The 26024-nt window shown below is 56.8% G+C and carries 24 protein-coding genes; 15 read left to right on the top strand and 9 right to left on the bottom strand.

Annotated elements, in window-relative coordinates; genetic code table 11:
- Nucleotides 1–175 precede the first annotated feature (175 nt).
- Nucleotides 176–1036, bottom strand: coding sequence for a Tim44 domain-containing protein (locus tag G5380_RS10150; RefSeq protein WP_421352711.1), 861 nt, complete (start codon nucleotides 1034–1036; stop codon nucleotides 176–178).
- 363 nt (nucleotides 1037–1399) lie between these two features.
- Between G5380_RS10150 and dnaB the strand changes: the two genes are divergently transcribed.
- The 3 genes from dnaB (at nucleotide 1400) to G5380_RS10135 (ending at nucleotide 4486) form a co-directional block, all read left to right on the top strand.
- Nucleotides 1400–2794 (top strand): replicative DNA helicase, encoded by a 1395-nt coding sequence (dnaB, locus tag G5380_RS10145; RefSeq protein WP_026035132.1) that lies wholly within the window; start codon nucleotides 1400–1402, stop codon nucleotides 2792–2794.
- 199 nt (nucleotides 2795–2993) lie between these two features.
- Complete coding sequence (gene alr, locus G5380_RS10140; RefSeq protein WP_421208843.1) at nucleotides 2994–4067, top strand: alanine racemase; 1074 nt, start codon at nucleotides 2994–2996, stop codon at nucleotides 4065–4067.
- Nucleotides 4067–4486, top strand: coding sequence for a secondary thiamine-phosphate synthase enzyme YjbQ (locus G5380_RS10135; RefSeq protein ID WP_042052785.1), 420 nt, complete (start codon nucleotides 4067–4069; stop codon nucleotides 4484–4486). Before alr ends, G5380_RS10135 begins: the two co-directional genes overlap by 1 nt.
- Before the next feature lie 119 nt (nucleotides 4487–4605).
- Here G5380_RS10135 and pepE read toward each other — a convergent pair whose 3' ends face one another.
- The 5 genes from pepE to G5380_RS10110 all read right to left on the bottom strand — a co-directional run bounded on the left by pepE (nucleotide 4606) and on the right by G5380_RS10110 (nucleotide 9872).
- A complete protein-coding gene (pepE, locus tag G5380_RS10130) occupies nucleotides 4606–5343 on the bottom strand; it encodes a dipeptidase PepE (RefSeq protein WP_421208842.1) in 738 nt (245 codons plus the stop codon).
- 233 nt (nucleotides 5344–5576) lie between these two features.
- Nucleotides 5577–6938, bottom strand: coding sequence for an endonuclease/exonuclease/phosphatase family protein (locus tag G5380_RS10125; protein ID WP_421208841.1), 1362 nt, complete (start codon nucleotides 6936–6938; stop codon nucleotides 5577–5579).
- Between the two features lie 230 nt (nucleotides 6939–7168).
- Nucleotides 7169–7981, bottom strand: coding sequence for a heme ABC transporter ATP-binding protein (locus G5380_RS10120; RefSeq protein WP_421352710.1), 813 nt, complete (start codon nucleotides 7979–7981; stop codon nucleotides 7169–7171).
- An 11-nt stretch (nucleotides 7982–7992) separates the two neighbouring features.
- Nucleotides 7993–9024 carry a FecCD family ABC transporter permease gene (locus G5380_RS10115; protein ID WP_166740553.1) on the bottom strand — a complete coding sequence of 344 codons (1032 nt, stop codon included), beginning with the start codon at nucleotides 9022–9024 and terminating at the stop codon, nucleotides 7993–7995.
- The gene (locus G5380_RS10110; protein ID WP_227342041.1) at nucleotides 9021–9872 is read right to left on the bottom strand and encodes a heme/hemin ABC transporter substrate-binding protein; all 852 of its coding nucleotides are present in this window, start codon (nucleotides 9870–9872) and stop codon (nucleotides 9021–9023) included. Before G5380_RS10110 ends, G5380_RS10115 begins: the two co-directional genes overlap by 4 nt.
- Nucleotides 9873–10042: 170 nt before the next feature.
- Here G5380_RS10110 and hutX point away from each other — a divergent pair, with 170 nt between their 5' ends.
- Both hutX and hutZ read left to right on the top strand, forming a co-directional pair.
- On the top strand, nucleotides 10043–10555 hold the full coding sequence (gene hutX / locus G5380_RS10105; protein ID WP_040066748.1) for a heme utilization cystosolic carrier protein HutX: 513 nt from the start codon (nucleotides 10043–10045) through the stop codon (nucleotides 10553–10555).
- Nucleotides 10552–11109, top strand: a complete 558-nt coding sequence (hutZ, locus tag G5380_RS10100) for a heme utilization protein HutZ (RefSeq protein WP_005335257.1) — start codon at nucleotides 10552–10554, stop codon at nucleotides 11107–11109. Before hutX ends, hutZ begins: the two co-directional genes overlap by 4 nt.
- Nucleotides 11110–11195: 86 nt before the next feature.
- Here hutZ and G5380_RS10095 read toward each other — a convergent pair whose 3' ends face one another.
- The 3 genes from G5380_RS10095 to G5380_RS10085 are packed head-to-tail and all read right to left on the bottom strand — an operon-like array spanning nucleotide 11196 to nucleotide 13168.
- Nucleotides 11196–11579, bottom strand: a complete 384-nt coding sequence (locus G5380_RS10095; RefSeq protein ID WP_421208839.1) for a hypothetical protein — start codon at nucleotides 11577–11579, stop codon at nucleotides 11196–11198.
- A gap of 37 nt (nucleotides 11580–11616) precedes the next feature.
- Nucleotides 11617–12171 (bottom strand): cysteine hydrolase family protein, encoded by a 555-nt coding sequence (locus G5380_RS10090; protein ID WP_421208838.1) that lies wholly within the window; start codon nucleotides 12169–12171, stop codon nucleotides 11617–11619.
- 25 nt (nucleotides 12172–12196) lie between these two features.
- Nucleotides 12197–13168: a ChaN family lipoprotein gene (locus G5380_RS10085; protein WP_421352709.1), complete on the bottom strand. Its 972-nt coding sequence runs from the start codon at nucleotides 13166–13168 to the stop codon at nucleotides 12197–12199.
- A gap of 192 nt (nucleotides 13169–13360) precedes the next feature.
- On the opposite strand from G5380_RS10085, the gene G5380_RS10080 reads away from it, so the two are divergent.
- From G5380_RS10080 to G5380_RS10035, 10 genes are all read left to right on the top strand, one after another.
- Nucleotides 13361–15466 carry a TonB-dependent hemoglobin/transferrin/lactoferrin family receptor gene (locus tag G5380_RS10080; RefSeq protein ID WP_139442008.1) on the top strand — a complete coding sequence of 702 codons (2106 nt, stop codon included), beginning with the start codon at nucleotides 13361–13363 and terminating at the stop codon, nucleotides 15464–15466.
- A 306-nt stretch (nucleotides 15467–15772) separates the two neighbouring features.
- A complete protein-coding gene (locus G5380_RS10075) occupies nucleotides 15773–16483 on the top strand; it encodes a LuxR family transcriptional regulator (RefSeq protein WP_421208836.1) in 711 nt (236 codons plus the stop codon).
- Between the two features lie 229 nt (nucleotides 16484–16712).
- Entirely contained in the window at nucleotides 16713–17231 is a 519-nt protein-coding gene (gene hcp1, locus G5380_RS10070) for a type VI secretion system effector Hcp1 (RefSeq protein WP_010634242.1), read from the top strand.
- A gap of 362 nt (nucleotides 17232–17593) precedes the next feature.
- On the top strand, nucleotides 17594–19639 hold the full coding sequence (tssI, locus tag G5380_RS10065) for a type VI secretion system tip protein TssI/VgrG (RefSeq protein ID WP_421208835.1): 2046 nt from the start codon (nucleotides 17594–17596) through the stop codon (nucleotides 19637–19639).
- Between the two features lie 25 nt (nucleotides 19640–19664).
- On the top strand, nucleotides 19665–22316 hold the full coding sequence (locus G5380_RS10060) for a pesticin C-terminus-like muramidase (RefSeq protein WP_421352708.1): 2652 nt from the start codon (nucleotides 19665–19667) through the stop codon (nucleotides 22314–22316).
- Entirely contained in the window at nucleotides 22313–22687 is a 375-nt protein-coding gene (locus tag G5380_RS10055; protein WP_421208833.1) for a lysozyme inhibitor LprI family protein, read from the top strand. Before G5380_RS10060 ends, G5380_RS10055 begins: the two co-directional genes overlap by 4 nt.
- 101 nt (nucleotides 22688–22788) lie before the next feature.
- Nucleotides 22789–23145 (top strand): hypothetical protein, encoded by a 357-nt coding sequence (locus tag G5380_RS10050; protein WP_421208832.1) that lies wholly within the window; start codon nucleotides 22789–22791, stop codon nucleotides 23143–23145.
- Between the two features lie 154 nt (nucleotides 23146–23299).
- Nucleotides 23300–23593 (top strand): lysozyme inhibitor LprI family protein, encoded by a 294-nt coding sequence (locus tag G5380_RS10045; protein ID WP_223951286.1) that lies wholly within the window; start codon nucleotides 23300–23302, stop codon nucleotides 23591–23593.
- Between the two features lie 474 nt (nucleotides 23594–24067).
- Complete coding sequence (locus tag G5380_RS10040; RefSeq protein ID WP_421208831.1) at nucleotides 24068–24466, top strand: hypothetical protein; 399 nt, start codon at nucleotides 24068–24070, stop codon at nucleotides 24464–24466.
- A gap of 401 nt (nucleotides 24467–24867) precedes the next feature.
- Nucleotides 24868–26022, top strand: a complete 1155-nt coding sequence (locus G5380_RS10035; protein WP_421208830.1) for a 3-phenylpropionate MFS transporter — start codon at nucleotides 24868–24870, stop codon at nucleotides 26020–26022.
- The last annotated feature ends 2 nt before the right edge of the window (nucleotides 26023–26024 follow it).

The raw sequence follows: 26024 nt of genomic DNA, 5'->3' as shown, positions 1-26024 counted from the left end.
CTCCAGATGTGATCCCCAAGGGCAGCCGGTGGCTGCCCTTTGTCGTTGTTTGGGTGGCGGTTACAACTCTTCAATCATCAATGACGATAGCAATCGCCTGTATGAGGTCAGGTGAGGGGATGAAATGAAAAGAGGCGGCCCGTTGGCCGCCTCTTGCGTAGTGACAATCTAAACCTTACAGCTGTTCGATACCAACTATATGCCAGGGGGCATTGTTTTTGGCCAGATCGCGCTCGAGGTGCCACACCTCTTTGATGTCTTCTTCGACCTGCTCCTGACGGTCCATGTAGCGGCCGCTGAAGCGCACGCTCACCTGAGCCCAGTCGCTGCCATAGTCAGCACGTACCAGCTGGGTATCGACGTACATCACTTCGGTATGCTGGTCGCCAGTCAGTTCGGCGCGCTCGGCTTTGAGCTGCTCAAAGAGCTCGGGGCTGACGTACTCGCGCACCTTTTCCAGATCGTTCTTGTTCCACGCCTCTTGCAGGGTGCGATAGTGATCGCGGGCACCGGCCAGGAAGCTGTTCATGTCAAAGCCCGGCGGCAGGCGGAACGGCACGTCGCTGTCGGCAAAGCCGGTGGCTTGCAGTGCGCTGTTGCTCTGCTCAAACTGCTGCGGGGCAGCAGATTGCGGTGGCTGATAGCCCGCATAGGCCGCCTGTTGTGGCTGTGGCGTCGCGACCTTGCCCTTGCGCAGGGTACGGATCAGGAAGACGGCACCCAGCGCCAGCAGGGCGATCAGCAGGAAGTCCATTCCTTGCAGACCTTCAAAGGCACCGCTGCCCAGCAGGTAGGCAAACAGGCCACCGGCCAGCAGGCCGCCCAGCAGGCCGCCCATCATGCCGCTCTTTTTCGGCGGAGTCTGGGCATTCAGTGTCGGATTCTTGTTGTCGACCGGTTTGGCCGCAGGCTGGGCCGGCGCAGTTTTGTAACTTTTACCAAAGGATTTGCCGCCGCCAAACTTCTTGGCTTCGGCGTGAGGTGCCCCCAGGCCAATGGCCAGGATCACGGCAAACAGGGTCAGCATCTTTTTCATTTTGACTCTTTTCACTCTCGTCTGTGGGTGGGGCATGCTCCGCTTTGGCAAGCTCAGCAAGGCGCATGGCAGGCTGCCTGTCCCTAATTGTGTCGCAGCTTGTATTCATCAATATCACCTCTGGCATGAATTATTCATGAACGAGGTTGTCGCGATGCGGCGTCAAACAAGAGGAGTAAACCGGATGAAAAGCAGAAGATTGAGTCGCAAGGAGCGCAAAATGCGAAGCAAAATCAAAATGGTCAAGGTAGAGCAGACTCTGGTTTGGCCCTTTATGATGGTATGAGCCGCCAGATAGGGCTCGCCGTAGTTGGCTTTCTTTTGTAAAATTCCCGTTCCCTTCCCGCTGCGGTTTTTATGTGTATGGCAGAGCAAGTGACGGCGAAAAAAGACGCCAAGACACAACAGCTGAAAGTTCCTCCCCACTCTTTTGAGGCCGAACAGTCCGTACTGGGCGGCCTGATGCTGGATAACGATGCCTGGGATCGGGTTGCCGAACGGGTGATCGATCAGGATTTCTACAGCCGTCCGCACCGGTTGATCTTCCAGGCCATGACCCGCCTCTCCAACGCGGGCAACCCCATTGACCTCATCACCCTGCAGGAGGAGCTGGAACGCTCCGAACAGCTGGAAGAGGCGGGCGGCTTCGCCTATCTGGTGGAGATCGCCAAGAACACCCCGAGTGCCGCCAACATCAACGCCTACGCCGAAATCGTGCGCGAGCGAGCGGTGGTGCGGGAGATGATCTCGGTCGCCAACGAGATAGTCGAAGCAGGTTACGAGCCACAGGGCCGTACATCAGGCGATCTGCTGGATCTTGCCGAGAGCAAGGTATTCAAGATTGCCGAGCAGCGCACCAGCGCCAACGAGGGGCCCCAGCCCCTGAAGCTCATCCTCGAGCAGACCGTCGACAAGATTGAAGAGCTGTTCAAGACGCCGCACAACGGGGTGACCGGGGTATCGAGCGGTTACAACGATCTCGACAAGATGACCGCCGGTTTGCAGCGTTCGGATTTGATCATCGTTGCGGCCCGTCCTTCCATGGGCAAGACCACCTTTGCCATGAACCTCTGTGAGCATGCGGCCCTCACGGCCGACAAGCCGGTGCTTATCTTCTCGCTGGAGATGCCCTCCGAGCAGATCATCATGCGTATGCTCGCCTCGGTCGGTCGCATCGACCAGACCAAGGTGCGTACCGGTCAGCTCGACGACGAGGATTGGGCACGCCTCTCCTCCACCATGGGATTGCTGCTGGAGAAGGGCAAGATGTATATCGATGACGCCTCCGGCCTCACTCCGACCGATGTACGTTCCCGTGCCCGTCGGGTGGCACGCGAGCACGGTGGCCTATCCATGATCATGGTGGACTACCTGCAGCTGATGCGGGTGCCGGCGCTCTCTGACAACCGTACCCTGGAGATCGGCGAGATCTCCCGCTCCCTCAAGGCCTTGGCGAAAGAGCTGCAGTGCCCGGTGGTGGCGCTCTCCCAGTTGAACCGAAGCCTGGAACAGCGGGCCGACAAGCGCCCGGTCAACTCGGACCTTCGTGAATCGGGTTCCATCGAGCAGGATGCGGATTTGATCATGTTTATCTATCGTGATGAGGTTTATCACGATGACAGCCCGGACAAGGGGATTGCCGAGATCATTATCGGCAAGCAGCGTAACGGCCCCATCGGCCGGGTGCGCCTCACCTTCCAGGGTCAGTTCTCCCGGTTCGACAACTACGCCGGTCCGGCGTTTGACGACGATTATTGATAAGTAACAATCATGGCAATCCTGTGGTCAGGATTGCCACCACCGCTCTGACCCGCTTGCCATTCACTGCAAGGCAGCCCGTCAGAGCCTGTTTTCCCGGTTCGACAATTATGCCGGTCCGGCCTTCGACGACGATAAGTGAGTGGCGGTCTTCTGCCCGATGAGGGGGAGACCATTTGTGCCCTCGTAAGGGAAAACCATGAAAGCGGCTACTGCCCAAATCAACACTGCGGCCTTGCGCCACAACCTCGCCGTGGTCAAGCGCCACGCTCCCGCTTGCAAGATCATTGCTGTGGTCAAGGCCAACGCCTATGGCCATGGACTGCTGCCGGTCGCCCGCACCCTGGTGGATGCGGATGCCTATGCGGTGGCCCGTATCGAAGAGGCGCTGATGCTGCGCTCCTGCGCCGTGGTCAAACCCATCGTGCTGCTGGAGGGATTCTTCTCTGCCGACGATCTGCCGGTGCTGGCGGCCAACAATCTGCAGACGGCGGTTCACACCTGGGAGCAGCTCGAAGCGCTGGAGCAGGTTGAGCTGCCAGCGCCCGTGGTGGCCTGGCTCAAGCTCGACACCGGCATGCACCGCCTCGGGGTGCGTGCCGACGAGATGCCCACCTTTATCGAACGACTCGGCAAGTGCAAGAACGTGGTGCAGCCGTTCAACATCATGACCCACTTCAGCCGCTCCGATGAGCTGGAGCAGCCCACTACCCGCGAGCAGATTGACCTCTTCAGCCGTCTCACGGCACCGCTGGCGGGCGAGCGTGCCATGGCCAACTCGGCGGGCATTCTGGCCTGGCCGGACTCCCACTGCGACTGGGTGCGCCCCGGCGTCATCCTCTATGGCGTGTCGCCCTTCCCCAACACGGTGGCGGCCGATTACGACCTGCAGCCGGTGATGACCTTGAAGACCCAGCTGATTGCGGTGCGGGATCACAAGGCGGGCGAGCCGGTGGGCTATGGCGCCAACTGGGTGTCAGATCGCGATACTCGCCTTGGCGTGATCGCCATCGGCTACGGTGACGGCTATCCACGCATGGCCCCCAACGGCACTTCCGTGCTGGTCAACGGCCGCATCGTGCCGCTGGTGGGGCGTGTCTCCATGGATATGAGCACGGTCGATCTGGGGCCGGGCGCAACCGACAAGGCCGGTGACGAGGCGGTGCTATGGGGCGAGGGGCTGCCGGTAGAGCGGGTGGCCGACGAGATTGGCACCATCCCCTACGAGCTCATCACCAAACTCACCTCCCGCGTCTTTATGGAGTACGTCTGATGTGGCAGCAGTGCCTGCTGACTCTTAAGCCCCGTTCGCGGGGCTTTCATCTGGTGACGGACGAGCTGGTGGCCAAGCTGCCGATGCTGGCGGATTACCGGATTGGCATGGCGCACCTGCTGCTGCAACACACCTCCGCCTCGCTCACCCTCAACGAGAATTGCGATCCGAGTGTGCGCAGCGATATGGAGGCCCATCTGCATCGGCTGGCGCCGGAAGATGCCCCTTACTATCGCCACACCTATGAGGGGCCGGATGACATGCCCGCCCACATCAAATCCTCCCTGCTCGGGGTGAGCCTGCAACTGCCGATCCGCGATGGTCAGTTGGCGCTCGGCACCTGGCAGGGGATCTGGCTTGGCGAGCATCGCATCGATGGCGGTGCCCGCAAGGTGTTGGTGACCCTGCAGGGTGAGTAATCAGGCTGCAACCAGCCGAAAGATGACGATAAAAAGAGGGATGGCATTGAGCCATCCCTCTTTTGTTTTAACGGTTTCGCGAGCTATCCGCCTGCCAGTGGCGCGGTGCTCTGCGTGGCTCAGCCGACCTTGAAGGGGGTCAGTTCGGCCAGCGGGGCGGCGTCCATAAAGGCTTGCGGCTCCTGACCCTGTTTGAAGATCTTGAAGTCCTGCTCACGGGCGCTCCAGTACTCCAGACGCTCGCTGCCGTTTGCTCCGGTGATTTGCAGCAGGCTCGCTTCGCGCAGAGCCACCACATATTCGCTCGGGTTGATGGCGCAGAATTCGGCCAGACGCTCGTCGCGGGTCTCGCCCATGTGGCCGCTGATGCTGGCGTCCAGATAGTGCGGGTTGATCTGCAGCGGGAACAGGCCCAGCGCGGGCAGCACGGCGGCGCTGCAAACCGGCATATCGTTGGTGGTGCGGATGCTTGGGGTCGCCACGTTGCAACCGGCGCTCCAGCCCACATAGGGGACACCCCGCTCGCGCACGGCACGCTGGATCGGCACGATCAGGCTGTTTTCATGCAGCATCTGGTTGAGGCGCCAGGTGTTGCCGCCGCTGATAAAGATGGCGTCCGCCTGATTGATGGCATCGACCGGGTCATCGAAGTGGTGGATGCTGATGGCATCGACTCCCAGACTCTCCTGCAGCTCGTTGGCGCGGGCATCCCAGTCGCTGCGGATCACCGCGTAGGGGATGAGCAGAATGCGCTTGACCTGTTTGCGAGCCAGCAGGCTCTGAACCCGATCGCGGGCCCAGCCGAGCAGACCCGGAAATTCGTTGGCTTTACCGTTGCTAAGCAGAAGCAGTTCCATCAAATCGTTCCTCAAAAAGTGAAAGCGGAGGAGGGAGGGCCACCGGATCCGCCGTGCGGCCGGATGGCAAGAGGAGGCATGCTACCACCATTGGCGCGGCGGTTCTGTGATCGCGAGGCCCATTCAACTGTTATGGATGGGGGATGCCATGCCAAGCGGTGGATTAATGAGCCGTGGTCAACGCGCCACCCCTCGCCAATAAAAGACCCCGCCGCAGCGGGGTCATGGCAGGGTTAGTCGAGTTTGAGATCGACCCACACCATGCGGTGATCCGAACTGACTCCCTTGGCGATGCCGAGTTTCGCATCATAGACCAGGTGATAACCGGCCTCGAAGCTGGCAGGCCAGTAGACACCGCTCTTCACCGCGTTGAGGTTGGCGGAGGGGATGACGTGATCCAGCTGCAGCACGCTGCTATTGGTGATCCGCTCCGGGTTGGGGCGATTGAGGTTGCGTTTGCAGTCGGTCCCCTTGCTGACACACTCCGGGCCCCCTTCGCTGACCGGGATCAGGGTGCCATTGGTGATGGCCTGATTCATCAGCGGGTTGTTTAGCAGATCCTGAATGGCGGTCAGGTCACCGTCACCGGTGAGCGGATCGGCGTTGAGATCGCCGGCGATGACAAACTTGGCGTTTTTGGCCAGCCCACCCTTGGTGCCCTTGTCATCGGTCATGTAGTTGAGACCCTTGACGTAGTCGTTCCAGAAGGCGATCTCGGCGCGGTTGTGCTTGACGGTGTGACGCGCTGCGTTGGCAAAGATCGGTGGGGTCGGGTGGGAGATCAGGAAGTGGATCACCTCTTCACCCTTCTCGGTCTTGATCCGTACTGGCACATCGGCGTGGTTCTTGGAGGAGAGCGGGTACTGCTGCCAGGCCGCGTCTGAATACCAGGCATCACCACACTGGCGGCTGGCCGGGATCTTGACCTTGGGATTGTTGCAGTCATCGATGATGGGGTTCTGCTCGCCCGGCATATCCTTCCACTTGAAGTTCTGGAAGGTACGGATCTGCTTGGTGTCGATGGGGTATTTGGACATCACCGCAAAGGCGTACTGGCCGTGGTAGTTGCCAAAGCCCCAGGCATCGTCGGGGCCGCTGTTGACCTTGCCATCCAGATTGAGGTCATAACCGCTCATCAGGCCGGTGTTGGTGGCGAAGTTCTGCATCACCGGATAGCTGATGGCCGTCACCTCTGCGTGTTGGGCGTGAGCCAGATAGTTGTCGTTGAAGGCTTTCAGATCGGCGGTGCTCTCGCCTTTGCCGTCGTTGTCGAACTCGTTGAGCAGGAACACATCCGGGCGGGTACGCTGGATGATTTCCGCCACGTTGCGGATCTGCTGCACGTTCTTGGCTTTGGTTTCAGTGGCGCCGCTCAGGCTCCCTTCGGCGAGGCGGGCCAGCAGGGCATCCTGCTCGGTGCGGGTCAGCGCCAGCTCGCCAGTCAGCATACCGGCGGCAGTGCGGTCAAAAGAGAGGTTGAAGGTGGCAAAACGAACCATGGGATCAGCTGCCTTTGAGTCGTTGTCGCTGTTGCAGCCAGCCAGCATCCCGAGGGAAATGGCGGCAGCCAGTAGGGTCTTGTTGATATTCTTCATTTTAATTATTCCGTAGCATCAATGAGTTATGCCTTCTGTGAGGCGGCGCCATTATAAGTAGACGGCGATGCTGCGGGGATTTTGCCTGAGCAAAGTGTGAGGATATTCACACCACATATCTGGCGATGATGAATGTTAGCAGGGCGATATGGGGTGTGAAAAACCGGTTTATACGCTGCAGTTTCCGGGATGAATGGCGCATTTCCTGCCGTTACCGCACTCTGAATTTGTCACACCACCATCGGCAGGCCGCTCTCGGGGTGGTGGATCACCTGTGCCGGATAGTCATAGAGACGGGCGATCAGCTCAGGGGTGAGCACCTCGGCAGGTGTGCCATCGGCCATCAGCTTGCCCCGTTCCAGCATCACCAGCCGATCGGCATAGCGCGCCGCCAGATTGAGGTCGTGCAGCACCACCAGCACCGCAGTATTGCGGCTGGCCAGGGCGCGCGCCATGGTGAGCAGCTGATGCTGGTATTTCAGGTCCAGCGCCGAGGTGGGTTCGTCGAGCAGCAGCAGGCGGGGTTGCTCGGCTTGCTCGGCCGGGGAGGGAGCTTGCCAGATCTGCGCCAGCACCCGGGCAAACTGCACCCGCTGCCGCTCGCCGCCGGAGAGCCCGGGATAGAGCCGTTTGGCCAGATGCTCGACCCCGGCATGGGTCATGGCCGCTGCCACAATTTCGTCACGCCGCGCCGCCGGTTCACTGTGGGGCAGGCGCCCCATGGCAACCACTTCCTCGCAGAGAAAGGGGAAGTTGAGGGAGGAGCTTTGCGGCAATACCCCGAGCCGGTGGGCCAGCTGGCTGCTGTCCCACTGCCGGCGATCCGCGCCAAACAGAGTGATGGAACCCTCATATTCCAGCTCGCCGGTCAGGCACTTGAGCAGCGAGCTCTTGCCCGCCCCGTTGGGGCCCAGCAGCGCGGTGAGGGTGCCGCTCTCGAGACTAAGATCGAGCCCATCCAGGATCTGGTGCTGGCCACGGCGCAGGCTGAGTCGGCTGCAGCTCAACAGGGGGGCGGAGAGTGAGGATGAGAGTGGTTGCATAACAGTCCGTATCACAGGGCGCGGCGGCCTTTTACCAACAGCCAGATGAAGAAGGGGGCGCCGAGCAGGGCGGTGATGATGCCCACCGGCAGCTCGGCCGGGGCCAGCAGGGTGCGTGCCAGCATATCGGCTGCCAGCAGCAGGGCTGCGCCCAGCAGGGCCGAGAGTGGCAGCAACCTGACATGGTTGGGACCCGCCAGCAGGCGCACCAGATGGGGCACAACCAGCCCGACGAAGCCGATCATCCCCGCTACCGCCACCGCCACGCCGACGCCCGCTGCGGTGAGCAGGATCAGGCGACGTTTGAGGGATTGCACATTGACCCCCAGATGACGGGCCTCCCCTTCACCCAGCAGCAGGGCGTTGAGGGGATTGGCATCGCGCATAAAGAGCCACAGCAGGGCCACCAGAGTGAGCAGGGCTAGCGCCACATCGGCCGGTTTGCCTGCCGCCAGCGTTCCCATCTGCCACAGGCTCAGGTTGCGCAGCATCTGATCGTCCGCCAGATAGGTGAGCAGGCCGATCACCGCGCCGGAGAGCGCCGTGATGGCGACCCCGGCCAGTAGCATGACGGTGACCGAGGTGCCCCCCTCACGGGTGCCGAGCAGATAGACCAGGGTGGTGGTGAGCGCGCCGCCGAGAAAGGCGAGCAGCGGCAGCAGACCAACCCCGATGGTGGCTTGCAGCTGCTGGCCGAGGGGGGCCAGCAGCACGATGGCGAGTGCAGCCCCAAGCGCCGCACCGCCGGAGACACCTATGATGCCGGGGTCAGCCAGGGGGTTGCGAAACAGCCCCTGCATCACGGCGCCACAGAGCCCGAGGATCCCCCCCACTGCGATGCAGAGCAGGGTTCTCGGCAGGCGAATTTCCTGCACGATCAGCAGCTTGTGTGACTCAATCCCGCTCTCCTGCCCGGCAAACAGCGCCCGCAGACTCTCGCCCAGGGTGAGGGTCATGGGGCCGGTTGCCAGCGAACCGAGCAGCAACAGTGCCAGTGCGGCCGTGGTAAAGGCCAGCAGCCAGGAGAGGGGTAACCGCATCATGACCCCTGCTTGATCCACTGGGCGATCTGGTTCGCCTGTTGCAGGGAGTTGAGGCTCAGGCCCCCTTGAAGGGCGTGGCCGTCGATGGCGTGAATGGCGTTACGCTTGCCAGCCGGGGTAGCGGCCAGGGCGGGTACTTCTGCCAGCACCTTGGCCGGATCGGCATACTGCTGCCAGTCACGACCGCTGACCAGCACCAGATCGGGCTGCATCTCGATGAGGGATTCGGCGGATACCGGCTTGTAGTTGCGCAAATCGGCGACCGGATTGATGCCACCTGCCAGCGAAATCAGCGCGCTGGCGGTGGTGTCCCCCCCGGCGATGCTGGTGGGTTGCCCCTTGTGCAGCAGCAGGAAGGCGACCTTGAGCGGTTTGTTCTGTTTGGCTTGCGCCGCCAGCTGATCGGTCTGAGCCTGGATCTCTGCCTTCAGGCGATCGCCAGCGGCTTTGTCGCCCAGCAGGCTGGCGAGGGTGTCGATACGCTGGTTGAGGTTGGCGAGGGTCGGCGCGGTATCCAGCACCTCCACCTTGACCCCGGCACGGCGCAGCTGATCCAGGGTCGGGGCCGGCCCCATCTCGTCACTGCCCACCAGTCGGGTGGGGGAGAGGCTCAGGATCCCTTCGGCGGCCAGCGCCCGGTGATAACCCACCTTGGGCAACCCTTTTGGCAAGGGGCTGCTGACATCGGTGGCGATCAGGCTCGATTCACCGCCAAGGGCCAGAATGAGTTCTGTGGTGGCCGGGCCGATACTGACGATACGCTCTTTCTGTCCGTCGGCGGCAACGGCAGAGAAGGGGGATAGTGAACTGCAGAGCAGGGTGATGGCGAGGGCAAGACGACGGCCCATGCTAACCTCCGAAGGGGTGAATGAAACGGGTGTGCCGCCGAGAATATCAAGGCTTTGGAAAAAATGCACTGATAATGATAGCAATTATCAATTGCATTGATTCCGGTGCTTTATTAGAGTAGCCGCCATGATAAACAGCGGGACGACCTGGTCCCGCAGAGGGAGAAAACATGAGCATTGCACAACGCATTCACGCGCTGCTGGAGCAGGATCCCGGCGCTCATCCGTCCACCCTGGCGGCCCAGCTTGCCATCAGCGAATGGGAGGTGGTTCGCCATCTGCCCGCCGAGCTGGTGACCCTGCTGTCCGCCGATCGCGCACAAGGTCTGCTGGAAGATCTGGCCGACTGGGGCCCGGTGACCACCATCGTCGAATCTGAAGGCTCCATCTTCGAGGTAAAAGCCCCCTTCCCGAAAGGCAAGGACGCACGCGGCTACTACAACCTGATGGGCCGCGACGGTGAGCTGCATGGTCACCTCAAGCTCGACAACGTGGCGGGGATTGCGCTGGTCAGCAAGCTGTTCATGGGCAAGGAGGGGCACTCCTTCCAGTTCTTCGGTCACTCCGGCCGCTGCATTTTCAAGGTCTATCTGGGTCGCGACGAGAAACGCCAGCTGCTGGCCGATCAGGTTACCCGTTTCATGGCGCTGCGCCACAACTCTCAAGAGGAAGTCAAAGCATGAGTGAACGTCAGGAGCGTCTGCAGAACCGCCTGCAACCGGAGATCCGCGAGTTTCGCGACAGCTGCCGTACCCTGCAGCTCGCCACCGTCGATGGCGAAGGCAATCCCAACGCCAGCTATGCCCCGTTTGTGCTGCAGGAAGATGGCTACTATGTGCTGATCTCCGAGATCGCTCGCCACGCCCGCAACCTGCAACAGGTGCCGCGAGTATCCCTGATGCTGATCGAGGATGAGAGCGGTGCCCGCGAGCTGTTTGCCCGCAAGCGCTTGACCTTCGATGCGGTAGCCGAAGTGGTGGCCCGTGACGACGCTCGCTGGAGCAAGGCGGTCGCAGCACTGGAGGGGCGTTTTGGCGAGATCATCAAGGGTCTCTCCAACCTCAAGGATTTCAAACTGTTCCGCCTCAAGCCGGAGCAGGGGCTGTTCGTCAAGGGCTTCGGCCAGGCGTTCGCGGTCTCCGGTGACGAGCTGGTGGATTTCGTCCATCTGGTGGAAGGGCACAAGCGCATCGACAACGGTGCCGAGCTCACCAGCCCGGCCGATGCGCCGGTCTGATAATCCCTGTCGACCACGACAGCCGTTATAACAAAACGGGCAGCCACTGGGCTGCCCGTTTTTATTGCGTTATCTTATCCGCCAGTTCAATCCTGCCAGCTGGCCTTGTTGGGAAAAGCGCGACGATCGGCGTCGGTGGCCGTTTCGTTGCACTCCCCCCGCACCTTCCAGGAGGTCTGGCTCAGCACTATGTAGCCCTGGCGGCAATACTGCTTGGTCGCCAGGGTATCGGTCAGCAGATTCTCCTGCAACGCCTCCCTCTGTTCCAGCAACCGTTGACTCTGGGCCGCCGAGAGGCCGCGCGGCAAGGTGTCGTTGGGCGCGGCTTCAAAGGTGAAGCGCTTGCTCCCCTCCTCGTTTATGTGGGTCAGAAACAGAGGTTCCGGCCCGTCATACTTCTGTCCGGGCAAGCTGGAGCAGGCCGACAGCAGGGGAACAATCAACAACAGGGTGGCAGACAACAGGCGCACGACAGACTCCAGTGAGAAACGAGGCGAGGCTCGCAGATTAGCATGGCTGCAGGGCGGGTGTTACTGCCAGCAGCTCGTCGGTGGTGAGTAGGGTGACATTGCGCCCCTCCGGCAGGCTGAGGTGGCGCCACATCCAGTGATGGTGCTCGGTGATCTGGGCCGCGCTCAGGTGGGGGCGATCGGCGGTGGTGTGACCATCGCTCAACACCAGCACCTCGTACCCATGGGAGGCGGCACTGCGCACCGTGGTATCGACGCAAAAATCGGTGGCGCAGCCACAGAGGATCAGTCGATCGACTGGCTGCTCGGCCAGCAGGAAGGCAAGCTCGGTATCGAGAAAGCTGTCACAGGCTGTCTTGCGCACCCGGCTCTCTCCCTTGGCCGGTTGCAGCGCACTGTGCAACTGCCAACCCGGGGTGCCCGGTTCCAGTTCGGTACCGGGGGGCGAGTCATGCTGGATATAGATGACCCGTCCCTGTTGCTGTCTGACATGGGCCGCAGCCCGATTGATATTGGCCAGCATCTGCTCCTGGCGGTAACGGGGCTCGTTGAACAAGCCTTGCTGCACATCGATGATCAGTAACACATCCATATTTTACCCGCCGTTTCCTGGAAGATTAGGGTTGCAGCCACTGGCTGCAGTCACGACTGCGGGATTGATGCAGCGCGCCCATATCTTGCTTCATCTCGTCACTGTTTTGCCAGCGCTTAGGCAGCGGCATGATGGTTACCTGCACATCGGCTGCGGGATCTGCAACAGAGGTCTCATCTGTACGGGGCACGACCAGCGCCACCTTGAGGGCAGGATTGCGGCTGGCGATGCGACTGGCGAGCCCAAGCCCCCCCTCGACGTGGAAATTGCCGGCGATATGCATGATCTGCTGGCCCGGGTGCTTGGCGAGATAATCCACCATGCTCTCGGCCATGGTGTCGTCCCAACTGGTCTGGGCGGCGAAGCGGCGGGCGTTGCTGTCGGCATCGCCGTGGTGCATGGAGGCCATAAATTTCTGGCGATAGGGGTCATCCCCCAGCGTCAGCTGGCGGGCCATCTGGCTGCGACGTGTGGCTGGCAGTTTGTCGAGCCACTCAGCCCCCTCCTGACCGACACAGCTCACCAGCGGCTTGGGGGCGTTGGCGGCGATCACCGGCATCCGGTGAGCCTTGGCAAACTCTACCAGCGGGCGGTAGTCGCTCGGATAGTTGGGCCAGGCGTTGCCTTCGCGGATCAAGGCCGCTTCACCAATCTGATTCGCCAGATAGGCATCCAGCGTCTTCTGATCGGCGCGGCTGAACTGCTCCATGGAGAGGGCCAATGGCCGACCGTGCTGCTGACCTGCGGTGTAGAGCCCGCTCAGCAGGCGCGATTGCAACAGATGCACGGCAGGATGGCTGTGCAGCTCGCCCACCAGAATGATGTCGGCGTCGGCAATGCGCGCGATTGCTTGCTCCAGCGTCAGGTCTGCATCTCCCTCGCTACTTAGCCGGTAGTCATAGAGCGTCTGCAACTGTGATGACACGTTTGGCTGGGTTGGGGTGGCACAGGCTGCCAGTAGCAGCGGCAGGGCGAGCAGGGGAAGTCGTCTAATCATGGGATCTCACGGCTGATATGCCCGGATGCCGGTGCATCTCGGGGGCTAATAGAGAATAAGGGCAACACAGGGCGACAGTGTAAAACCAATTTGGTTCAAAACAAATGAGAATGATTTCGTTTCTTGTTGATCTTTGTCGAGAGCCGGGTAATATGCGGCCTGTTTGATAACAGTTCTCAATAAGGATTCGCTGTGACCCATCATAACGCACTCTCTCTGGTTGCCCTCGCCGTGGCGGCCGGTCTCTCCTCCCAGGTCTTTGCTGCCACCCAGAAGGCGGATGAAGTCGTGGTCGTCAGCGGCTCACGGATGGAGCAAAAACTGGAAGATGTCTCCGGCCCCATCTCGGTGATCACCGCCAAGCAGATTGAAGAGCAGGTCGTCACCAACGTCGCCGACCTGTTCCGCTACGAACCCGGTGTGACCGTGCTCGGCGGTCAGGGGGATGCGCAGACCTTCATCATCCGCGGCATGGGTGAAAACCGGGTCAAGGTGGTGCGCGACGGTGTGCGCCAGAACGATGCTTACAGCAAGGGCGGTGTTGGCCAGAGCTACTTCGATACCGACATGATCAAGCAGGTAGAAGTGGCAAAGGGGCCGGCGTCTGCCGCCTACGGCTCCGATGCGCTGGGTGGCGTGATTGCCATCACCACCAAGGATGCCAGCGACTTCCTCAAGGGCAAGGATAGTTATCTGGATGTGACCAGCGGTTACGCCTCCAGCAGCCACCAGAAGATGGCGGGCTTTACCGGCGCCTTGCGCACTGGTGAAGTGGAGAACCTGCTGCGCTACACCTGGCGCGATGGCGGTGTGACCCAGAATTTCGACTCCACCAAAAACGACTTCGATATCGGTACCCACGCCCTGCTGCTCAAGAGCAAGTGGAACCTCTCCGATGAGCAGTTCCTCAAGCTGACCGTTGACTACCTGACCGATGGCGAGGAGCCGGATGCGGTCAAGCTCAACAAGGTCGGTACCGGTACTGCCCGTGTCTTTGATCAGCCCATCACCGACAAGCAGACCGACAACCTCTCTGTGGTGCTGGATCACGGCATCGCGCTGAATCAAGGCTGGGCTGATCGGATGGATAGCAAGGTCTACTTCGCCCGCACCAAGCAGACGCTGGATCAGTACGCCTCATCCAAGTATCCGGTCAGCCCCGGCAACCCCTATGTGACCAAAAACTCGCTGGATCACAACGTGTTCGATCAGAAGAACATCGGCGCCCAGCTGCAGTTCCACAAGGCGGTCGCCAACCACCGCCTGGCCTGGGGGGCTGAATACGAGCACACCGACAACGAACGTACCCGTTACAAGGGGCCGACGACCCCCGGTGATTTTGTCGGCTACAACGAGCTGAGTTTCCCGGCTACCACCAGCGAGCGCAGCGCCCTGTGGGCCTTTGACGAGATCAAGTTTGGCGAGCGCTGGGTGCTGACCCCAGGTGCCCGTTATGACTACTACCGGATGACTCCGGACAACGATCCGGCCTACACAGGCGACAAGCTGCACAAGTTCTCGGAAGGGGAGTTGTCACCCAAGCTGGGTCTGGTGTTCAAGGCCCACGAGGCGGCCAACCTGTTCGCCCAGTACAGCCACGGCTTCAAGGCCCCCATGTATGACAGCGCCTTCTCCACCCTGAACCATCAGGCTTACGGCTATCGCATCGAGCCCAACCCGAACCTCAATCCGGAGAGCAGCGACGGCATCGATCTTGGCGTGCGTGGCAGCAGCAACGGCTTCAGCTATGAAGTAGCCAGCTTCTACAACAAGTTCGAAGACTTCATCGAGATGGTGGAAGTGGGCAAAGAGGGGCGCACCGCCGTCTACCAGTACCAGAACCTGAGCAAGGCGACCACCAAAGGGGTCGAAGCCAAGGCGGATTACTGGCTCAACGACATCGTCAATGTCTGGGGCAACCTCGCCTACATCGAAGGCAAGGATGGGGATGGCAACTACATCAACAGCTTGAGCCCGCTCAACGGCTCCGTCGGTGTGCGTCTGGAACAGTCCCAGTGGAACTTCAATACCGCGCTGCGCTTTGCTGACGACATGGACAAAGTCCGTAAAGACAGCAAAGGCAACGATTACGTGAAGAGCGCCGGTTGGGGTGTGGTGGATATGTACGCCCAGTTCAACCCGATGACCGACCTGCAGCTCAACGTCGGGGTCTTCAACCTGTTTGACAAGGAGTACACCAGCTACGAGCGCATCGCCGGTCGTGCCGAGGGCTCCGATAACAGCATGATGACCGAACCGGGCCGCAACCTGAGTGCACGGGTCAAATACGTATTCTAAAAAGACAACACACGCAGTGATCTCGGGCTGTTGCCCGCACCGGATCCCCGCCCTGACAGGCGGGGATTTTTTATACATGTAGCCAGGTGTGAGGTGACCCGCTCACACCATGTTATTCATTGGCTTCGCCTTTTTCTTTGTGTTGGCGAGATATTATGCTATTTGATTTATTGTTAATGACATTTAGTAATTATTTACAACGGGTGTGCCTAGCTTTTGACTTCGACATCGAACTTTTTCCTCGACACCGCCGACGCTCTTGAGCTGATTACCCGCTTCAATGAGGCCTCTGACGAGCAGACCATAGTGGCCCTGCTGCGTACCCTTAGCCAGCAGATGGGTTTTGACCACTTCCGGCTGGGATTCATCTTTCCCAGTTCGATTCAGCGACCTGACGTGAGGATTTTCAACGGCTGTCCTGCCGAATGGGTACAGACCTATGACAAAAAGCGTTTCTTTACGTTAGATCCCGTTGTACGCAAAGGGATGAGCCAGAGTACCCCTATCCTCTGGGCCAACCTGATCACCGAGTGTTGCGATCAACAAGATATGGCGGGGCTTGAGGTGATGTTGCAGGCCCATGAGATGGGATTGCGCGACGGGATCACGATTCCCTGGCACGGGCCGAATGGCCATGTTGGCTTGTTGTCATTGATCACACGCACTACACGAACTGAGCATCAGTGGCTGACGGCTGCTCCCTTTTTAAGCTGGCTGGCGGTGCATGTCTTCGAGGCTGTGGCCCGTGTTTGTCTTGCCGTGAAGCTTCCTCAGGAAGAACTGACCCTACGGGAGCTGGAGGTGTGCCAGTGGGCTGCCGAAGGCAAGCAAGTGAGTGATATTGCCCAGATCCTGGGGATCAAGCCCAGAACCGTCACTTTCCATCTTGAACGGATAGCGGAGAAGCTGGGGGCAAGCAGCAAAAATCAGGCGATATCATGGGCGCTGATGCAGGGTATTGTCAGACTGAACATTGACACGGCACAGATTGAAAATGTGGATGATGACAGTGCATGATGCTGTATAACGCAAAAAATTGCTCATCACACAGATAAAATCACTTAAAATGACAGTTTTGCCAGTGAGTTTGATGATATTGCGCAATTTATTGCATATGAAGGAATCGTGCGAGAATTGTCTTTTATTTAACTAATTGAAAAATAAGAATAAAAATAAGTGGCATGGTCGCTGCTAAAGGGTTGGTTGAGTGCTATCTCGTTTAACCAACTTATTTAGGAGCATACACATGCCAACTCCATGTTATATCAGCATCGAAGGTAAAACCCAGGGCAATATCACCGCCGGAGCCTTCACCTCTGACTCAGTCGGCAACATCTTCGTGCAAGGCCACGAAGACGAGATGCTGGTACAAGAGTTCCAGCACGTTGTCACCGTCCCGACCGACCCGCAATCCGGTCAGCCTGCCGGTCAGCGTGTCCACAAGCCGTTCAAGTTCACCGTCGCCCTGAACAAAGCCGTGCCGCTGATGTACAACGCGCTGGCTTCCGGCGAAATGCTGCCGAAAGTGACCCTGAAGTGGTATCGCACCTCCGTTGAGGGCAAGCAGGAGCACTTCTTCTCTACCGTGCTGACCGATGCCACTATCGTTGACATCGACTGCCAGATGCCCCACTGCCAGGACCCGGCGAAGTCTGACTTCACCCAGCTTATCCAGGTCTCCATGGCTTACCGCAAGATTGACTGGGAGCACACCGTTGCCGGTACTTCCGGTGCGGACGACTGGCGCGCCCCCATCGAGGCGTAAGCCTTGCTTCGGTACTTTGGTATTCCTTGTAAGTAGTAATGTGTCTTTGAGCCGGTTGTTCAACCGGCTTCTTGTACTGTGCATTTTCTCCAGCCTGGCCAACGGGTTGGCTGGAGCTTTTCTGTTTTGCCATCCCCCTGCTGGGGTTTTATGCCCTGCGAGTGAGCGCGGAGGGATGGCAAAGCACTAAAGGGGGTCCTGTGATGCAGACCCGAACCGCTCGTAACCTGTTAACCCCCTTGTCTTTGGTGCCCTTGCGGCACCTGAGAGGGCGGTAGCGTGGCTGCGCGGCGAGGGCGTGTATGGGCGCGAGAGTTGGCAAGGGCTCAGGCACAGCTTGGCCGTGACAAGAGGGGAAAGCCATGGCTAATCAAACCGGATTGCAATTTACCGTCAAGGTGGGGGAGTTGCCCGAGAGCACCTTCGTGGTGGCCAGTTTCCAGCTGGATGAGGGGCTGAATCGGCCGTTCAATCTGCAGCTGGAGGTGGCAAGTAGCCAGCCTGATGTCGACTTTGGCGCCGTGCTGGACCAGCCGAGCGAGCTGATGGTGTGGTACAACGGCGAGTTGCAGCGTCGGGTCTGCGGGGTAGTGAGCGAGTTTGCCCAAGGGGACAGCGGCTTTCGCCGTACCCGCTATCAGCTGCAAGTCAAACCTGCCCTGTGGCGATTGGGGCTGCGCCAGAACTCACGCATCTTTCAGGCGCAAAAGCCCGATGAAATCCTCAGTATCCTGCTGCAAGAACACGGCATTACTGACTACGCCTTTGCGCTCAAGAACGAGCACGCCCAGCGGGAATACTGCGTGCAGTATCGCGAGACCGACCTCGATTTCGTGAACCGCCTCGCTGCCGAAGAGGGCTTGTTCTACTTCCACGAATTTGAGCAAGGCAAACACCGCATCGTCTTTGCTGACGATGCTGCCGCCCTGACCGCTGGCCCCGAGCTTTTCTTCAACCTCGGCAACCGCTCGCTGGAACAAGGGCCCTATGTGCGCCAGTTCCACTACCGCGAGGCGGTGCGCCCCTCGGATGTGGAGCTCAAAGACTACAGCTTCAACACCCCGGCCTATGGCCTCTCCCACAAAAAGCAGGGCGCGGAGCTCGACCATCAGCGCGATACCTACCAGCATTTTGACTACCCGGGCCGCTACAAACAGGACGGCAGCGGCAAGGCCTTTGCCCAGCACCGGCTTGATGCGCTGCGCAATGACGCGGTAGCGTGCAGTGGCAAATCCAACAGTGCAGCGCTGTTGCCGGGGCAGCACTTTTCATTGACCGAACATCCGAACGGCAGCCTCAACACCGACTGGCAAATCGTCCATATTCGCCACACCGGTGAGCAGCCCCAAGCGCTGGAAGAAGAGGGCGGCAGCGGTCCCACCGTCTACCACAACGAATTTGGCGTAGTGAAGGCGAGCACCACCTGGCGCGCCCGCATCGGCAGCCCCGAGGCACCCTACAAGCCGATGGTGGACGGCCCGCAAATCGCTATCGTGGTGGGCCCCGACGGGGAGGAGATTTACTGCGACGAGCACGGGCGGGTGAAACTGCAATTCCCGTGGGACAGATATGGCAGCTCCAACGACCAGAGCTCCTGCTGGGTGCGAGTCTCGCAAGGCTGGGCCGGTGGTCAGTACGGCATGATGGCGATTCCGCGCATCGGCCACGAAGTTATCGTCTCGTTTCTGGAAGGAGACCCCGACCAGCCTATCGTGACGGGCCGTACCTACCACGCCACCAACCGGCCGCCGTATGAGTTGCCCGCCAACAAGACCCGCACCGTGCTGCGTACCGAGACCCATCAAGGCGAGGGTTTCAACGAGCTGCGTTTTGAAGACCAGGCGGGGCAGGAAGAGATTTATATCCACGGTCAGAAAGACCTGAATGTGCTGATAGAGAACGATGCCGCCTGGCACATCAAGCATGACCAACACACCGACATCGACTTTGATCGGGTGACCCGCATCAAGGCCAATGACCACCTGACGGTGGAAGGTGAGAAGCGTGACCAGATCAAGGCGGACTATTCGCTGACGGTGGATACCTCCCTGCACCAGAAACTGGGTCAATCCCTGTTGGTGGAAGCGGGTGAAGAGGTGCATATCAAGGTGGGTGACAAGTTGGTGCTGGAGGCGGGCTCAGAGATCACCCTCAAGGGGGGTGGCAGCTTTGTCAAAGTTGACCCGAGCGGCATCAAGCTGGTCGGCCCCGCCATCAAACTCAATGCCGGAGGCTGCCCGGGAGCTGGCTCTGGCTGGGCTGGTCAGGCTCCCGTTATTCCCAAAGGGGTTGAGGTGGTCAAAGCTCCGGAACTGGTTGAACTGGTCAAGGCGATTGCCACCGAGAAGGCGATGGAGGCGTTGCTCAAGGCGCTGGAGCCCGATAGCGATTATCAGCCCTCTGCTTGATGTTCGACGAATAACTTAGGATTGAATGATAAAGATGAAAATCGTCTATCCCATGCAACTGGCGGGTGAAAATGGCTCCAGCGAGATTGCATCCCTCGATGAATTTATCAAGAAGATCAATGGTCTCAAGAGCGGTACCTTCCCGATAGGCCGTAACCGCATTTGGCACGGTGGTATCCATTTCAGTAAAAGCGGAGGCTGGCACCCGAGCGGAGCAGTGCGCGCGATTGCTGACGGGGAGATTGTGGCCTACCGACTGGCGACCAAACCGGCCAAGGCAACCCGCAGCCCCGAAGCAGGAAAGCCAGGAGACGATATTGAGCTACATACCTCCCCTTCGTTTTGTCTGGTTCGTCATCGCTACGAAGGCGGAGAGCAGAACAAGAATCGCCTGACGTTCTACAGCCTCTACATGCACATCGCCTGCGAGAACAGCTACAACAGTCCCGAGGCGGCGCGAGTTACCGTCAAGGGCTCAGGTGTCTCCACCTATGAACCGGTGGCGCAGGGAGACCCCCTAAAGCTGACACGCCGACTGTCGGGCAGTAGTCCTGTGTATGCCAAAACAGGTGCTGAGGTGAAGTTGCTCCAGCAAACCCCGAGCAACCTGCTCAACCACAGGGATGAAGCCCACAATTATTTTCTGGTGCACTACGTCGATGAACCGAACAGCCCGTTCTATATCGCACAGAGCCAGTTACAGCATGAATATCCGCAAAAGCCGACGTGGATGACCCCACCAGAAGGCAAACCGGCCCGCCACAAGGTCCCGAGTAATACATGGTTACGTAAAACTGCTGACACCACAGTGGGTAGCATGGGGCTGCCTGCTGGCAGTGAGGTGGTGGTATCCACTGAGCCACCACAGATGGTGAACCTCAATGGCGGCACGACAGAGTTTCGTAAAGTACAGGTGTTCAAGACGGGCAGCGGCACAGTCAAAGACAGTGCGAATCAGGTGATGACCAATGCTGGCAAAGGTGCCGTTGGCTGGCTGGCAAAAAGCAAGATGGGGGCCGGACTGCCCGCTGAACCGAGTACCCCGGTCGAATTCAAAGACGATGCGCCGGTTGTTAACCGCAGCGCAAATCCGATACCGGTGCAGGCCGGAGAGATCATCGGTCATTGGGGGGAGCATGAGCTAGCCACTGCCAGTGCCAGCGGTTTCGAGAAAGACGCCGACAGCAAAGCCGTGCACTTTGAGGTGTTTGTGTCAGAGAGCGACAAACAGGCGCTTAAAGATTGCATCAATAACAAGGCGCGGGTCACCGGTGGCCAAGGCTACCTGCTAGTAAAGAAAGAGGTCACTACCTATCGTCTAACCAGCGATAGCCAACATGGTTTTCACGAGGTTGCCAATTTTGGGCCGCTGGTCTTACCGTTGGCGGTGAAAGAGTCTGATATTGTTACTCATGGTGCCAACAATTTTGTGAAAGTGCGTGAGCGGACTACTGCGGACGGGGAGTTGCCTGGCGAGTTCGTATTGAAGGGCGGTGATGTCGAAGTCATCAGTCAGCACGACTGGCACCAGCTGGGCGTCAAGCTGGTCGATGGTAGCAGCGATGAAGATGGCTTTTTAGATAAGGCAGATACCGAGAGTGAAGATCCGCAGCAGAAAGAGGCGAGCAAATTTTTTAGTACCCTCTATGACAAGCTGGTGACAGACAGGGACAATAATGGCACCCTGAGCGGCAATGACATCAAGGCCGCGCTGGCCGATGAGGAGCTGGCGGGCAAGTTGCGCATGTTGTTTATCAAGCACAAAAGCGAATGGGTAAAACCGGGGGATTGGCCGCGTCTCAAGCAGGAGTTGGCTGACCAGCCGAAGCTCTATGAGTATGCGATGCAGGTACACCGCAATATGGCGTGGGTGGAAGATGCCAGCGCGATATTGGGTGATACCAAACCTTGGTTTATTCATCCGGCAGGGATGATGGGGTTGGTGGCTGAGCCTATCTCTGATGATGAAATGGATGAAAAATGGCTCACTGTACCCAAAGGACAGCTCACATTTGATGCTGAAGGGAACGATGTTGATACGAGTATGTATTTTTCAAGACATCCACATGTTCCAAATAATAGAGGGGTTGTGATTGGTGCGTCTGGTGTTACTTATGGAAGGGGGCTTGATCTGGGCCAAATATCAATTGGCGAGCTGAACAAGTTAACAACGGCTATTTCTAATAATTGCAAACCGCTATCAAGTTCCATGTTGCATTGGCTCACTGGTGCAGTTGGTCTTCAGCGGAAGGCTGCATATGATTATACTATAGCAATAAATAACGTTGTTCCCAGAAATGAACAGACCCTTACGAGAAAGCAGCAGCACTATTTGTTCAATGAAATCTATCTAAAGTTAGAAGCTATTGCTAAAAGAACGATCGAAAATCCGAAGGGGACTCGCACAAGAGCTGCTCCAAATGGTATTGATTTAGATCCGGAAAGAATGATTTCATGGCTTGCACTTCCTCAAAACATAAAGGATTTGCTCATTGACCTCACTTTTAGAGGGGATAATCGTCCTAGTACTAGAGAATTTTTCATACCCGATCTCGTCGAGAGCATAAAAAATAACGATGAGTTTTCAGCTTTTAAAGAAAATATAAAAAGTAACAGGTGGAAAGAAACTTATAATGTTCCACTCGATAGACATCAAAGAAGGTGTAACTATTTATGATTATACTAGGATATTTTTTTGCATCATCGATAGCAATGTTTGATGCAAGACAATGCGAAAACCTTGACTTAACAGCTAGATTTAAGTGTGTTGAAACTTTGTATAATAAATCAGATGCAGAGCTAAATAAGGTTTACCAAAATCTTTTTTCATATTTACAGAATGATTATGAAGGAATCGGTGAGCCTAGAACAAAATACTTGAAGTTGGCTCAACGTGATTGGATTAAGTTTCGTGATTCTAGTTGTAATTTTGAAAATCCACAAGGCATGGGCTCTGGAGGAGAGGGTTTTGGTGTGGAATACTTAACCTGTCAACTCAAAAAGACTGTAGACAGAATAGATTATTTAAATGGTTTTTTACCAGAGTAAATGCATCTATCTGTGATGTAATTTAACTTGACTAAATGCAGGGGTGAATTGAGTTCCAGCCTTGCTGATTATGAGTTACTTACAGTTTTTGTGGTGTAAAAATGGAAAAACATTCTATTTTATTTTTGAGCGTTTTTTTAGCTAACCAATACGCTGTTGCTAGTAGTGATTGTAACAATTCGTCGGGAATGCATCAGGAAATGGTTTCCTGTGTTCAAAAGCAAACGGCAAAATATGAAAGCAATTTAAAAAACATCATTTCTTCAAAGTCTAGTGATTATGGCTTTTCGAAAAATTTTTACGATAAACAACGGCTTGCTATCCATGAAAAATGTATGCTTTATTCAAACATTGGTGGTCAGCGTGGTGAGTTGTTAATGGTTCAGTGTGAATTAGATAGTGTCAAAAATTTAAATGAGTACATCAACCAATATGTTGATGATGTGAATAATAGTTAACTTCTTTGTGTAAATTAAAGAGGGGCCTTTGAGAAAGGCTCCTCTTATTTCTTCATTAGAGACAAAAATACGCCGATTACATCAAGAATAATCCCACCTTGAGCCAATATGAGCCTGGGCGTAACAGAGCTAAATATCTAACTGGAGAATAACTGTGAAAAGACTATCTTTTGCTCTTTTTTTTATATCATTGAGTGTATTTTCAAACACAGATCGTAATTGTGATATCTCTGCGCCATCTACCAATCTTGCTGCTTGTTATGAAAGTAAATCAAAACAAGCTGATGCTGAGTTAAACAAAACATATAATAATTTAAAATCTACATTGTTATCTAGCGGTTATGATAAGCAATCTAAAGAAAAATACTGGAGTCAACTGGTTCAATCCCAAAGATATTGGATTAAGCATCAGAGATGCTCAGTGTTACGCGAGGGGAGCTTTTTTTGAAGACAGTTCTATTGCTCAACTGATAGAAATTAAAAAATGCCTTATGAATGTAACAAAGGAAAGAGTGTTTTTTTTGAATAATGAGATTCAATTAATTCATGATTTACCTTGATAGGCAAGACTGATGGCCAAGGACGGCTCTGCATCAGTTTTATGCCCATCAGATGGTTGTGTAGCATATATTTACAAAACAACATATTAGGCAAAAAATATAGATGGAAGTGGCCTGTCCAAGTCGCTTATTTAATTTGAACGGTAGTTATCCAGTAACAAATTCAGTCCAGGCATCCATCATGAGGAGGCGTTGAACCAGTAAGTCCGTACGGTGGGGAAATCTGGGAACCCAATATTTTTGACTCTGCTAGATACTCAACCATGTACTCCGCAGGAGATGGGTGAAAAGTGGTATGGACGGCTTTGTCGAGATTGGCGAGGTTTTGTTGGGCAGAGTATTATAACTATAGAATAACTTAAATGAATAAATATTTGGTCTTGGTTTTTATTCTGTTTTCTTCTATTTGTTGTGCTGAAGATGTCGGCGTAGACTATCGCTGCTTTGTTAGTACAGATGGTAAAATTAAAATGCGAATGATGTGGGCCTCCACTGCGGGTTGGGTTGGAGGATATGTTCAATATGGGAAAAATAAAGATAAAATAACTATAGTTCAAGTGAATTCTGAAGAAGAGGCGAATGACGAAGGTCGACCATATGCTGTTAATAGTGACTGGGTTGAAATAATTGATGGCAAAGTTAATGGGCGGTATCACTTTAGTTACCAGGGTGCTAACTTTGACAATGTTTTTTATATAAATGCTAAAGGAAAGAAGTTTGATTTCTCTCAGGCATTGGAAAATTACGAGGATTGTTTTTGATTGCCGTGGTTGTGAAATAGTGAGTGTATAGATCTAGTTATCACCTAACACCGGCTTAACGCCGGTGTTTTTTATCGCTACAAATAGTTTTGGTGCAGGATAGTTCGAAGATTTGTTGTGTCCAGATGATTTTTCGTGGTGAGGATGGATTTAAATTTGAATCCGAGATGTAGATCCTGGTTATGAAGAAAAGTGATTAGGGGACAAAAAAGAAACCCGCCATGGGCGGGTGGAAGGATTGCAACACTAACCAGGAGGAGGTGTTACCAGGTAGACCCCACCTCTTCGGTAATAGTTCAATTTTATTGAATTTTTTTCGTTTTCTGCGCAGGGTTTCCATCGGGATCTGCGGGGGAGGATGGGTTATCATTCTGCTCCCGTCATCCGGTTGCAGAGGATCTATGCCCGCGTTTTCCTGGTTAGCGCTCTTTTTCGGCGCCTTCTATTTTGTCTACGGTGCTTACTTGCCGTTCTGGTCGCTCTGGCTGGAGGGGGTGGGCGTCAGCGCCGAGATGATCGGTCTCCTGCTGGGGGCGGGGATGGCGATCCGTTTTGCCGGCAACCTGATGGTGATGGGGCAGATCAAGGGGGCAGGGCATCTGCTGCCAGTTACCCGCTTGCTCTCCCTGCTCAGTCTACTGGCGTTTCTCGGCTTCTACCTCAGTCATAACCTCTGGTGGCTGGTGGGCTTGACTCTACTGGCGAACTTTATCTATCCGACCCTGATGCCGGTGGGTGAGGCGCTGGCGACCCGCATGGTGGTGCAGGCTCACCTCGATTACGGCAAGGTGCGGCTATGCGGTTCCTTTGCCTTTATCGTCGCCTCTACTCTGGTGGGGGCGCTGGTGGGCAACTTCGGTAGTGACTGGATTTTGCACACCATGGTGGCGGGGCTGGTGCTGATGCTGCTGCTCAGCTGGCTGCCGCTCTATCCGGCGCCACAGGATAGTCAGGGCGAGCGCGCCAAGGCGTCCTTGCTGGCAACCCTGCGCAGCGCACCGGTGCGCCGTTTCCTGCTGCTGACAGCTTTGCTGCAGGGGAGCCACGCCGCTTATTACGGTTTCAGCGCAATCTACTGGAAGGCGCAAGGATATAGCGGCACCATCATCGGCTATCTCTGGGCGCTCGGAGTGGTGGCGGAGATCTGTATGTTTGCCGCCGACAAGCGTTTCTTGCAGCGCTTTGGCGCCCAGAGTCTCTTTATCGCCGGTGCCATCGGTTGTGTGGTGCGCTGGGTATTGCTGGGTGCCTCGACCGAGCTATGGGTGTTGGTGCTGGGGCAACTGCTCCACGCGGTGACGTTCGGCATGAGTCATCTCGGGGCGGTGCGTTTTATGACTCGCCAGCTGCCCGCCGAGCAGTTGATCCCGACCCAGGCGCTCTATGCGGCCCTTGGCCTCGGCATGACGGTGGCGGCCCTGATGGCTGTCTGCGGCGTGCTGTTCGAGCCACTTGGCGGCGGCATCTTCTTCCTGATGGTGCTGGTGGTGTTGCCGGTGTTCTTCCTGCGGCTGCGCCCCTTTGCGCCCTCTGCGCAGGAGAGGGCTCTAGCCTGATA

Source organism: Aeromonas sp. 604443, assembly GCF_049170315.1.
Classification (GTDB): domain Bacteria; phylum Pseudomonadota; class Gammaproteobacteria; order Enterobacterales; family Aeromonadaceae; genus Aeromonas; species Aeromonas veronii_A.
The sequence above is the reverse complement of the archived record's forward strand: the minus strand, read 5'-3'. Positions and strand labels throughout refer to the sequence as shown.